Source organism: Nocardia alni (assembly GCF_019038435.1).
In the GTDB taxonomy this organism is placed as follows: Bacteria; Actinomycetota; Actinomycetes; order Mycobacteriales; family Mycobacteriaceae; genus Nocardia; species Nocardia alni.
In genome coordinates, this window is the sequence record NZ_JAGPOX010000009.1 from 66,453 (window position 1) to 78,566 (window position 12,114).

At 68.4% G+C, this 12,114-nt stretch carries 10 protein-coding genes; 9 read left to right on the plus strand and 1 reads right to left on the minus strand.

The features are described 5' to 3' along the window. Nucleotides 1–149 precede the first annotated feature (149 nt). Nucleotides 150–782 carry a TetR/AcrR family transcriptional regulator gene (locus JZ791_RS05925; RefSeq protein ID WP_216893145.1) on the minus strand — a complete coding sequence of 211 codons (633 nt, stop codon included), beginning with the start codon at nucleotides 780–782 and terminating at the stop codon, nucleotides 150–152. A gap of 161 nt (nucleotides 783–943) precedes the next feature. Here JZ791_RS05925 and JZ791_RS05930 point away from each other — a divergent pair, with 161 nt between their 5' ends. The 9 genes from JZ791_RS05930 to JZ791_RS05970 all read left to right on the plus strand — a co-directional run bounded on the left by JZ791_RS05930 (nucleotide 944) and on the right by JZ791_RS05970 (nucleotide 12,070). Continuing rightward, the gene (locus JZ791_RS05930) at nucleotides 944–2,254 is read left to right on the plus strand and encodes a Rieske 2Fe-2S domain-containing protein (RefSeq protein WP_216893146.1); all 1,311 of its coding nucleotides are present in this window, start codon (nucleotides 944–946) and stop codon (nucleotides 2,252–2,254) included. Then, a complete protein-coding gene (locus JZ791_RS05935) occupies nucleotides 2,247–3,263 on the plus strand; it encodes a DUF7064 domain-containing protein (RefSeq protein WP_216893147.1) in 1,017 nt (338 codons plus the stop codon). Before JZ791_RS05930 ends, JZ791_RS05935 begins: the two co-directional genes overlap by 8 nt. Nucleotides 3,264–3,290: 27 nt before the next feature. Beyond that, nucleotides 3,291–4,379, plus strand: coding sequence for a zinc-binding dehydrogenase (locus JZ791_RS05940; RefSeq protein WP_216893148.1), 1,089 nt, complete (start codon nucleotides 3,291–3,293; stop codon nucleotides 4,377–4,379). Between the two features lie 119 nt (nucleotides 4,380–4,498). Then, on the plus strand, nucleotides 4,499–5,584 hold the full coding sequence (locus tag JZ791_RS05945) for a phosphotransferase (RefSeq protein WP_216893149.1): 1,086 nt from the start codon (nucleotides 4,499–4,501) through the stop codon (nucleotides 5,582–5,584). 38 nt (nucleotides 5,585–5,622) lie between these two features. Further along, complete coding sequence (locus JZ791_RS05950; protein ID WP_216893150.1) at nucleotides 5,623–6,321, plus strand: nitroreductase; 699 nt, start codon at nucleotides 5,623–5,625, stop codon at nucleotides 6,319–6,321. Next, on the plus strand, nucleotides 6,318–7,313 hold the full coding sequence (locus tag JZ791_RS05955) for a PDR/VanB family oxidoreductase (protein WP_216893151.1): 996 nt from the start codon (nucleotides 6,318–6,320) through the stop codon (nucleotides 7,311–7,313). Before JZ791_RS05950 ends, JZ791_RS05955 begins: the two co-directional genes overlap by 4 nt. Before the next feature lie 61 nt (nucleotides 7,314–7,374). Then, nucleotides 7,375–10,107, plus strand: a complete 2,733-nt coding sequence (locus JZ791_RS05960; RefSeq protein ID WP_216893152.1) for a branched-chain amino acid ABC transporter permease/ATP-binding protein — start codon at nucleotides 7,375–7,377, stop codon at nucleotides 10,105–10,107. Next, nucleotides 10,107–10,859: an ABC transporter ATP-binding protein gene (locus tag JZ791_RS05965; protein WP_216893153.1), complete on the plus strand. Its 753-nt coding sequence runs from the start codon at nucleotides 10,107–10,109 to the stop codon at nucleotides 10,857–10,859. The genes JZ791_RS05960 and JZ791_RS05965 overlap by 1 nt, the downstream gene beginning before the upstream one ends. Next, entirely contained in the window at nucleotides 10,856–12,070 is a 1,215-nt protein-coding gene (locus JZ791_RS05970; RefSeq protein WP_216893154.1) for an ABC transporter substrate-binding protein, read from the plus strand. Before JZ791_RS05965 ends, JZ791_RS05970 begins: the two co-directional genes overlap by 4 nt. Nucleotides 12,071–12,114 lie beyond the last annotated feature (44 nt).

Genomic DNA, 12,114 nt, shown 5'->3' on the forward strand with positions numbered 1-12,114 from the left:
GATCGTCTCCGACCGGCGGCTGCCGTTCGGCGATGCGCGACACACCCCATCGCGGCGGAGGATCAGGGCCGCGTCGTCGCCGCGATTCTGGCCGATCCGCGGCCGCACGCCGGGAAGATCTATCCGCTCTATGGTCCGGTGGAGCTCGATCACCACTGCCCGTTGGGGAAGACCAGCCGGACGGCCTCGTTCGCGATGTCGTCGTCGGTCAGGCCCGCGTTCGGCTGGTACCAGCGCGAGACCCAGTTGACCATGCCCATGATGAGCCGTGTCGTGACGTGGATGTTGTCGGTCTGCAACTGCCCGTCGTCGACCGCGTGCTGAACGGCCTCGGTCCACAGCGCCTCGTACGATCTCGCCCACTTACGCCACCGCGCATAGGTTTCGGGCGACAGTCCCCAGCCGAAGTAGACGCCGACCAGGTCGCGCATGTTGATCGAGGCGTGCACCTGGAACCGGATCAGCGCGACCAGCGCCTCACGGGGGACGGAATGCTCGTCCAGCAGCGCGCGGGCGTCGCGTTCGACGCCGTGCACGATTTCGTCGAGCAGCAGACCGTGCAGCTCGTCCATGGTCCGCACGGTGCGATACAGGGTGGCCCTGGATACGCCGAGTCCCTCGGCGATGTCCTCCATGGAGACCGCGGAGCCGTTCTCCCGGTACAGCTTGCCGGCGACGGCGGCCACGTCGGCTCTGTCGATCTTCAGTTTGGGTCGCCCCACCGGCCGCTTGGTGGGTGCGGTGCTGGACGGTGTGCCTTCGGGGCCTGGTATCCGGGTCACGTCTTTCCATGGATTCTGAGACATTAGTTCGCATTAAGCCTATCGCATGGTGCGCCGCCGGTCGCTCATCGGCGCGCGGCGCTTGCCACGTTGATTATGAGACTCTATTATTCAAAATTAAGTGACGCCGGTCACGGATGATCAAGGACGGTGGGTGTTACATGCTGAACCGGGAGGACAACGAGCTTCTGGCGCGGGTCGAGGGCGATGCGCCGATGGGCGAGTTGATGCGACGCTATTGGATGCCGGTACTGCTCTCGAGTGACGTCGAGAGCGATGGCGCGCCCCGCCGGGTGCGCATCCTGGGCGGCGATTACGTGGTGTTCCGGGATTCCGAGGGCGAGGTGGGCGTGCTGGACGAGGCGTGCCCGCACCGCGGCGCCTCGCTGGCCCTGGCTCGCAACGAGAATTGCGCGTTGCAGTGCCTGTACCACGGCTGGCGGGTGGATCGGACCGGGAAGATCGTGGAGACGCCGTCGGAACCCGCCGACAGCACCTTCAAGGACAAGATCCGGCACGTCGGCTATCCGGTGCGGGAGGCCGGCGGCATGATCTGGTCGTACTTCGGCCCGCCCGAGGTCGAGCCGCGATTCCCGGACTTCGAGTGGACCGGCCGAAAGCCCGAGGAGATCTACACCATCCGCGTCGCCCAGCGCTGCAACTGGGCGCAGGCGCTGGAGGGCGCGATCGACGCCGCGCACTCGAATTTCCTGCACAACGATCTGGCCCGCCGGCTGGCCGCGGGCGGCGACTACACCGGTGGCGGCGGCCTGCTGAATCTCCAATTGATCGACGGCGCACCGAAACTGGAGGTGCAGAACCTGCCGTACGGCTTCCAGTACGCCGCGCTGCGGGACGCCATCGAGGAGGGCCGCCCGAAGAAATACGTGCGCACGACACAGTTCGTCGCGCCGAGCTGGGCGCTGTTCTCCGCCCCGCCGGGCTGGGTGTTCTCCCAGGTATTCGTCCCGGTGGACGACTACAACACGGTCTTCTACTTCATCCACGCGCGCGACGACGGGAACGTCATCGACGAGCCGTACCGCGCGAAGATCCTGGAATGGTCCGGTGTCGGCGAACTCGACAACGAGTTCCACATGGACTTCCACGTCGGCAACATGTGGCGGCAGGACCGCGACTCCATGGACCGCGGCAAGCGCGGCGACGGATTCAGCTTCAGCGGGATGACCGGTAACCAGGTCGAGGACCTCGGCATCCAGGAGAGCATGGGGCCCATCTACGACCGCACGCGCGAACACCTGGGCACGTCGGATCTCGCCATCATCCGGATGCGCCGGCTGATGCTCGACGCGGCGCGCCGCCACGAGCGCGGTGAGCCGCCGCTGGGGCAGGACAAGGAATTCGACTACGGCGAGATCCGCGCGGGCGAGCGGCTGCTCGACATCGGTGAGCCCTGGCAGGAGCACGTCGGCAACCGCGGCGAGATCCGCGAGGGCGTCGCGCGTGGGTGAGCCGGGCACGAGCCGGGACGAGCAGGCCGCCTACTTCAGCGTGACGGCGGCGGACGAGGGCATGCACGATCCCGGCCCCGAGGGGCAGTGGAACGAGTCCGCGTTCGTCCACGTCGTCGAGGAGGACGGCCGGGCCGGGGCGCTGTTCCGGATCGGCCGGCGGGTGAACGAGGGCCTGGCCGAGGTGACCGCGCTGCATCTGCGGGACGGTCGGGACGCGTTCGTCGGATTCGAGCGGGCGCCCATCACCGGCAACGGCGGATGGGCGGCCGGGAGCCTGGACTTCCGTGCGGCCGAGGGCTGGTCGGTCCGTTTCGACGGCACGCTCAGCCACCTGCCCGACGGGGAGCTGTTCCTCGACCCGGGCCGCGCGATGCGCGAATGTCCAAGGGTGCCCGCTCGATTCGAGCTCACCGCGGTCGATCTCGTACCGCCGTACCGGACCACGACCGACGGCACCTACCACGGCGGCGCTGCGATCGCGAAGGATCACTACGCGGGGGTGGCCCGGGTGAGTGGTTCGGCCGTCATCGACGGCCGCAAGCGCGAGGTGCGCGGCTTCGGCTTCCGCGACCATTCGTGGGGAGTGCGCGACTGGCAGGCCGTGGACTGCTGGCGATGGATCTACGGGCAGCTCGATGCGGAGAACCTGTTCTCCGTGGTCGTGATGTACCCGTCCGGCGGCGAGCCGGACGTCGCCGGTATCGCGCTGCGGGGCGGGCGGCCGTTCATCGTCACCGAGGCGAGCGTGACGTGCCGATACGCCGGACCGCCCGATCACTGGGTGGACGCCGTCGAGATCGTCGTCCCGCATCCCGGCGGCGCGATCATGGCCTCCTTCCAGCCGACCTGCCGCCTGCCGTTGCGGCACCGCAAGGGCGGCGAGGTGTTGCGCATCGTCGAGCACCTGGCCCGCGTCACGTTCGACGGCCGCCCGGGTGCGGGCTGGTTCGAGACCACCGACCGGATGGAGGCGGGCCGCCCGTTCGGCCTGACGCGCGGCATCTGATCGTGCACGGGAATGAGAGGAACGATCATGAAGGCTTCCGTTGTCGACGGTATCGGCGCCGGATTCACCCTGCGCGACGTCGATATCGACGCGCCCCGGGGCAGTGAGGTGCTGGTCGACGTGCGGGCCTGCGGCCTGTGTCACTCCGATCTGAGCATCGCGACGATGGGGCTGGGCTACGAATTCCCCATCGTGCTCGGTCATGAGCTGGCCGGTGTGGTCGCTGCCGTGGGGTCCGATGTCGTCGGGGTGCGGGCGGGCGACCACGTGGTGGGCAGCCTGCTTCAGTTCTGCGGACGGTGCGTGGACTGCCTGTCGGGCAAGACCTTCCGGTGCCGGTATCCGGAGGCGACGGCCCGGGGCGCGGGCGAACCGCCGCGGTTGAGCATGGCCGGTACGCCGGTCGGGCAGATGAACGGCCTCGGCGGATTCGCACAGCAGGCGCTGGTCCACGAACGTCAGCTCGCCGTCGTGCCGGAGGAACTGCCGTTCGCCGTCGCGGCCCTGCTCGGCTGCGGGGTGCTCACCGGCGCCGGTGCGGTCCTGAACACCGCCAAGGTCCAGGCGGGGGAGTCGGTGGTCGTGATCGGCTGTGGCGGCGTCGGGTTGAATGCGGTGAACGGCGCGCGGCTGGCCGGGGCGGGCGCGATCATCGCGATTGATCTGCAGCGGGAGAAGCTCGACCGCGCTCGCGCGTTCGGCGCCACGCACACCGTCGACGCGGCGTCCGGCGATCCGGTCGCCGAGGTCACCCGTCTGACCGGCGGCGCGGACCATGTCTTCGATTTCGTCGGTGCCAGTGCCGTGACTCGGCAGGCGCTGGAGATGGTCGGCAAGGGCGGCGGTCTGTACCTGATCGGGCTCGGCGCCGACGACGCCGTGCTCGAGGTCGACACCGTCGAGATGCTGACCAGGCAATTACACGTGCACGGGGTGTGGATGGGGTCCTCGACCCTGCCGCGGGACATCCCGCTGTACGCCTCGATGTATCTGCAGGGCCGGATCGAACTGGACGGCCTGGTATCGCGCGAGATAGCGCTGCACGAAATCGGCAAGGGATACGAGGCGTTGCGGGACCCGTCGGTCGCGCGGGTCGTCGTCACCGATTTGTCGTAGCCCTGTGATGTCTTGACGTCCCGACCCTCCCATTCCTAATATTGAGCTTGGTTATCTCAATAAAATGCCGAGCTTACCGCCCGAAAAGGTCGCAGAGACCGCCTAGGAGTTCGTGCCTCATGCTGGATGTGACCGCTTCGCTGCCACGCTCGCCGGAAGAGCTCACCGCCGAGTGGCTGACCGGGGCGCTGCGCACCCGATGCCCGGGGATCGTGGTCGAGGAGCTCGACATCACCGGGATCGTCTGGGGTGCGGCGACCAAGGTGCTGCTGGAGGCGAGCTACTCGGGTGTCGCGGACACGCCGCCGCGGCGGTTGTGCGTGAAGGCAGGTCTGGATCGGCGGCTGGACCGGGTTGCCGACGACGCGATTCACACCCACGAGGCGAGGTTCTACGGCGAACTGTGCCGGCTGTTCGACACCTCGGCCCCGCGCAGCTACTACGCCGCCGTCGACGTGAGCGGCCGGCACGGCCTGATCATTCTGGAAGACCTTGCCGCGCAAGGTGTTCGATTCGTCGACGCGGGTGAGGCGCTGACCGTCGACCAGGTGGCCTCGGGGCTGGGCAAGCAGGCCGCCTGGCACGCCGCGACGTGGGGTGCGAAGGCCGGTGACCTGCCGGGCGTCGCGGTGGGCAGCATCACTCGGCAGGCCGCCAAGATGTTCTTCCGCGAGGACTACTGGAACGACTATTTCGCCAGCGACGACGCGCCGCGATATCCGCCGCGGCTCCAGGACCCGGCCCTGCTCTACCGGGCGTTCAAGTCGATGTGGGTCGCCGACGACGCGATGACGCACTGCTTCCAGCACGGTGACGCGCACGCGGGCAACACCTTCGTGCGCCCCGGCGACGATCTGGGCTTCGTGGACTGGCAGACGTTCTGCCTGGGCCCCTGGTCCGACGACGTCGCCTACTTCGTCTCGGGAGCGCTGAGCGTGGCCGACCGGCGTGACCGCGAACAGGATCTGCTGCGTCACTATCTCGCCGAGCTGGCCTCGGCCGGCGGCCCGCGCATCGACTTCGACGACGCCTGGCCCGAATACGTGCGCCACCTCGTGCACGGCCTGATCTGGACGATGACGCCCACCGTGATGCAACCGGTCGAGCGGACCCGGGCGATCAGTGAGCGGTACGTGACCGCGGTCGAGGACCACGATGCGGTGTTCGGCCGCGGCGAGCCCCTTCATCGGCCCGGCGTTCGGTAATGCGCACGGCCGAAATCCACAGCAATCCGGGAGTGCCCATGGACTCGAATACCACCACGTCGACCGATGTTCTCGCGACGCTGCTGCGGCAGCGGTACAGCTGCCGCGCGTTTCGCCCGGATCCAGTGGGGCGGGAGGTGATCCGCGAGATCGTCGCCGACGCGACGCACGCGCCGTCGTGGTGCAATACGCAGCCCTGGCAGCTGATCGTCACCGACGGCGAGGAGACCGAACGTCTGCGTAAGGCGCTCTACCGCAGCGCCGAGACCGACCTCGTGGACGCGCCGGACCTGCCGTTCCCGGCAGCCTATGAGGGGGCCTACCGGGATCGACGGCGCGAATGCGGTCGGCAGCTCTACGAGAGTATCGGTGTGCCCAAGCACGATCGGGCCGCCTCGCATCGTCAGCTGCTGGAGAACTTCGCCCTGTTCGGCGCGCCGCACGTGGCGGTGCTGACCACCGATCGCAGCCTCGGCGTCTACGGTGCGGTCGACTGCGGACTGTTCGTGCAGAGCTTTCTGCTCGCCGCCGGAAGTCGCGGTGTGGCAACGGTTCCGCAGGCGGCGATGGCCAGTCAGGCGCCGTTCCTGCGGGAGTGGTTCGACATCCCGCAGGATCGGCTGATCCTGCTCGGCATCTCGTTCGGCTATCCGGACGAGGAGCACGCGGCCAACGGTTTCCGGACCGCGCGAGTGTCGGCGGACGAGGTCATCACCTGGGCGGGAGACCGACGATGACCGGGGTGCTCGGCGACGCCGCGGTGCGCGACGGCGCGGCGAGCGCGACCAGCGATCGTCTGCGGGTCGACGAGGTCCGCGACGAATCCGACGGTGTGCGCTCACTGCGCCTCACCGGTCTTGCGGGCCAACGGCTTGCGGACTGGGAGCCGGGCGCGCACCTGGAGATCGTGCTGCCCTCGGGCCTGGTGCGGCACTACTCCCTGTGCGGAGATCCCGAGGACCACAGCGGATATCGGATCGCCGTGCTGCGTGAGCCGAACTCGCGCGGGGGATCGGCAGAACTGCACGACGCGATCGGGCAGGGCGCCGAACTCACCGTCCGAGCCCCGCGTAACCATTTCGCGTTGCGGCCCGCGTCGTCGTATCTGTTCATCGCCGGCGGTGTGGGCATCACTCCGATTCTGCCCATGATCGTTGCGGCCCAACGCCGGTCGATTCCCTGGCGGCTGGTCTACGGCGGGCGCAGCCGCGCGTCGATGGCGTTTCGCGAGAGACTGGCCGCCCTCGGCCCGGATCACGTCGAGATCGTGCCCGAGGACGAACGGGGACTACCCGATCTGGCCGGGGCGATCGCGGCGGCGCCGAACGGGCTGATCTACGCGTGCGGTCCCGAGGGGCTGCTTCGTGCGGTCGAATCGGAGACCGATGCGCAGGGACGCCGCGCCGACCTGAACATCGAAAGGTTCAGCGCCGCAACCGATTCTTCCCCGGCGGCGACGGTGGCCGCGTTCGAGGTCGAGCTGCGCCGGACCGGGCAGGTCCTCGCGGTCGCCGAGGACACCTCGATCCTCGAGGTGGTGCGCCAGGTCCTGCCCGGCGTCGCGTCCTCGTGCGAGGAGGGTTTCTGCGGAACGTGCGAGACGCGTGTTCTCGGCGGTACCCCCGACCACCGCGATTCGCTGCTGTCGCAGGAGGAGCGGGCAGCGTGCGACACGATGATGATCTGCGTCAGCCGGGCAGCGGGTGGACGACTGATCCTGGATCTCTGAATTCCGCTGTCCGAGAAGGTCTCGCATCGAGCGGGGCCGCATTCGAAAGTACTGATCCGCTATGGAACTGCTGCCCTTCATCGTCGCGGGGTTGACCACCGGCGCCGTCTACGGACTGGCCGGTGTCGGCCTGGTCCTGACCTTCAAGACCTCCGGCGTCTTCAACTTCGCCCACGGCGCGCTCGCGACCGTCGCGGCGTACGGCTTCTACACCCTGCACGTACAGCTCGGGCTGCCCTGGCCGGCGGCGGCCGCGATCATCGTGCTGGTGGTCGGGCCGCTGCTCGGCACGCTGATGGAACTGCTCGCGCGCCGCGTGCAGGGATCCAGCCTCGCGTTGCAGATCGCGGCGACCGTCGGTGTCCTGCTGGCCATCGAGGCCGCCGCGCGCCTGATCTACGGCACCGATACCCTGCGCACGGTCCCATCCTTCCTGGGGTCCGGGGGTTTTCAGCTCGCGGGTCTGCGGGTGCAGTGGTCCAGCGTCGTCACGTTCGTGCTCGCCCTGGTCGCCACCGCCGCCCTGTCGCTGTACTTCCGATTCGCCCGCCGCGGTATCGCGATGCGCGCGGTGGTCGATGATCCGGATCTGCTGAACACCGCCGGGACCAGCCCGGTGGCCACCCGCCGCGCGGCGTGGATCATCGGCGGCGTCTTCATCTGCGCGTGCGGTGTGCTGTTCGCGCCACTGATGGCGCTGGACCCGGAGAATCTGACGCTGCTGGTCGTCGCGGCCTTCGGCGCCGCGGCCGTGGGCGCGTTCACCAAGCTGCCGCTGACCTTCGCGGGCGGGCTGGGCATCGGCGTGCTCGCCTCCCTGTGCACGAAGTGGTTCACCAGCGGACTGCTCGCGGGGGTGCCCCCGGCGCTGTCGTTCATCGTGCTGTTCGTCGTCATCCTGGTCTATCCGAAGCGCTTCACGACGATCGCGTCGTTTACCGTGCCGCGCATCCGCGCGGCATGGAAAGCGCCTGCGGCACTACAACTTTGCGGGGGCGCGGTGATCCTGATCGTGCTGGTACTGGTACCGGCCTTCGCGGGCCTACACCTCACGGACTGGACGGCGGCCGTGGCGACGGTCGTGGTATTCCTGTCCCTCGGCCTGCTGGTGCGCACCTCCGGGCAGGTCTCGCTGTGCCATGTGAGCTTCATGGCGATCGGCGCCGCCTCCTTCGCGCATCTGAGCTCGAATGCCGGTGTGCCATGGCTGGTCTCGCTGCTGATCGCGGGCCTGATCGCCGTGCCGGTCGGTGCGCTGCTGGCGATTCCGGCCGGGCGGTTGAGCGGTCTGTATCTCGCGCTGGCGACACTCGGCTTCGGGCTGCTGTTGCAGTACATGTTCTACACCCAGCCCTACATGTTCGGCACCAATATGCTCGGCCTGGACGAGGCACGGCCGCAGTGGTCCTGGATCGATGTGAACAGCGACAGCGGTTTCTACTACCTCACGCTGGTCATCGTCGTGGTCATCGCGGGTGTCGTCATCGCCCTGGGTCGCGGGCGGCTGGGCCGGTTGCTCGAGGCCATGGCGGATTCGCCGACGGCCCTGGCGACCAGCGGCGCCTCCGCCGAGGTCACCCGCGTCATCGTGTTCTGTGTCGCGTCGTTCCTGGCGGCGGTCGGCGGCGCGCTGGTCGCGGTGGCGATGACGACGGTCTCCTCGAGCGCCTACTCGCCGATCCTGTCGCTGACCTACTTCGCCCTGATCATGATCAATCCGGGCAGGCTGCCGTGGAACGCGCTGCTGGCCGGGGCCGGTCTGATACTCATTCCCTCCTATCTGCCCGGCGGGGACGTCAGCATCGTGCTGCAACTGCTGTTCGGTCTGTGCGCCATCCTGATCGCCGTCCTGCCGGGCTCGTCCACGGCCCCGGCCGCCCTCACCGGCTTCCTCGACGCCACCTTCGGCCGGGTACCGTTGCGCCGGCCGTTCCGGAAGACGGTTGTGCGGCAGCCGGTCTCGACTCCCGCGCGGGAGGCACGGCCCGCGGTGCTGTCTATCGAAGACCTCCAGGTCCGCTACGGCGGGCAGGTGGCGGTCGACGGACTCGCCTTCCGGGCGCCGACCGGACAGATCACCGGCCTGATCGGGCCGAACGGGGCGGGCAAGACCACCACCTTCAACGCCTGCTCCGGCCTGGTGCGGCCCAGCCGCGGGCGAGTTCTGCTGGACGGCAAGGACATTTCCCGTCGACGCCCGTCCGCACGGGCACGGCTCGGGCTGGGACGCACATTCCAGAAGGTGCAACTGCTGGAATCGCTGACGGTCCGGGACAATGTGGCGATCGGCTACGAATCGTCGCTGGCCGGTGGCAATCCGCTGAGTCACCTGTTCGCCCGGCCCGGGCAGAACGCCGTCGTGCGGGCGCGCACGGACGAGGCCCTGCGGCTGTGCGATCTCACCGATCTGGCGGCGACGCCGGTGCGGTCGCTGTCCACCGGACAGCGGCGGCTGGTCGAGCTGGCACGTTGCGTCGCAGGGGATTTCCGCATCCTGCTGCTCGACGAGCCGTCCTCGGGACTGGACCGGTCCGAGACCGCGCGCTTCGGCCGGATCCTGCGAGAGCTGGTGAGCGAACGCGGTATCGGCATACTTCTCGTCGAGCACGACATGTCGCTGGTCACCGAGATCTGTGAGCAGGTCTACGTCCTGGACTTCGGGCGGCCACTGTTCGCCGGGACCGCTCAGGAGGCGATGCGCGCACCGGAAGTCCGGGCGGCGTATCTCGGATCCGAAGCGGTCGAGGCTGTGTCGTCGCACATCGCCACGCCTATCGAAACGACGGTGGCGTGATGAGCGGCCTCGCACTGGAACTCACCGGAGTCACCGCCGGTTATGGGACGACAACCGTGCTGCGCGACGTGGATCTGGCCGTCCCGCCGGGTAAGGTCGTCGCGCTGCTGGGCGCCAACGGCGCCGGCAAGACCACCGTGCTGAAGACCGCGGCGGGCCTGATCCGCCCGTCCGCGGGACGGATTCGGCTCGGCGGCGCCGACGTCACCGCCCGGACCCCATACCAGCGGTCGCACCGGGGGCTGTGCCTGGTTCCGGAGGGCCGCGGGGTCTTCCCGAACCTGACGGTTCGCGAGAACATCGTGCTGCTCGGCCCACAAGGTAGCGCCCGGGACAGCATCGAGAAGGCGCTGACGGTATTCCCGGCGCTGCGCGGGCGCCTGGGCCACCGGGCCGGTGATCTGTCCGGTGGTCAGCAGCAGATGCTCGCGCTGTCCCGGTGTTTCACCGGGAAGCCGGATGTGGTTCTGCTGGACGAGGTTTCGATGGGCCTGGCGCCCATCGTCGTCGATCAGATCTTCGAGGCGCTGCACGCGCTGGCCCGCACCGGGGCGGCGTTGCTGCTGGTCGAGCAGTACATCGGGAAGGCGCTGGAGCTGGCCGACCATGTCTATCTGCTCGATCGCGGCGCGATCAGCTTCTCGGGCAGTCCCGCCCAGCTGGACGAGGACGAACTGGTCCGGCGCTATCTGCACGTCGAGCCGGACGCCGACGGTCCCGCCGACATCATCATCTCAGGAGAACAACGATGAAGATCTACAAGCACATCATCGCCGCTGTGCTGGCGCTGGTGCTGGCCGCCGCGCTGACGGCCTGCGGCTCGACCGGCGTGGATCGCGGGGTGATCCGTGTCGGCATGATCTGCAGCTGCTCCGGGTCGATGGCCTCCGCGCTGGGCCGCTCCGCCGATGTGATGCACGCGTGGGAGAAGAGCGTCAACGCGGAGGGCGGGATCAACGGCGTCAAGGTCAAGCTCTACGTCGAGGACGACGCCGCCGATCCGGCCAAGGGACTGCAGGCGGCCAAGGAGCTGGTCGAGAAGCGGAAGGTGGTCGCGATCGTCGGCGACGGCAGCGTCGTCGACGGCGCTTGGGCGGACTACGTGGACAAGAAGGGGATTCCGGTGGTCGGCGGGGAGCCGGTGTTCCCGCCCTTCGCCACCAAGAAGTCCTTCTTCCCGGTCGGCGGGTCGCTGGCCATCGAGCTGTACTCCTCGTTCGTGGTGGGCAAGCAACTTGGCACGAAGAAGGTCGGATTCCTCTACTGCGCCGAATCGCCGGTCTGCGCGAATATCGAGACGCCGGCGAGCAAGTACGCGGCGTCGCTCGGCCTGGGATTCGAGTCCGCCAAGGTGTCGGCCACCGCACCGGATTACAACGCGGTCTGCCTGGACTTCAAGAACAGCGGAGTCGACGGCATGATCGTGGTCAACACCGCGCCGGTCGCCCAGCGCATCGTGGATAGTTGTGCCGCACAGGGTTTCACGCCCCGGATACTCGGCCAGACCGGCTCGGCGTCGGTGCAGTGGCTCGCCGACCCGAATCTCGAGGGCGCGACGGTGACGTCGGTCGATGCCAACAATGCCGACGAGTCCATCCCGGGCGTGCGGACGTATCTCGACGCCGTCGACAAGTACCTGCCGGGACTGCGTAACAGCCAGCAGTTCTCGTACCCGCTGTTCTGGATGTGGGCCGGTGGCAAGCTCTTCGAGGCCGCCGCCGCGGCGGGCAAGATCACGGCGAACTCCACGGCCGCGAATGTGACCGCGGGCCTGTACGACCTGTCGGGTGAAACCCTGGACGGTATCGCGCCGCCGCTGACCTTCACCAAGGGGAAGGCGGCCTTCATCCCGTGCCGCTTCGACGTCACCCTGCGGCACGGCGCGTTCGTATCGCAGGGCACCGAGCCGATCTGCATGACCCCGGCCCAGCAGAAGGTCGTCCAGGACGCGGGGGTGTTCTGAATGATCGACCAGCCCAGTAGTTCTCGGATCAGAGGAGTGGTCTC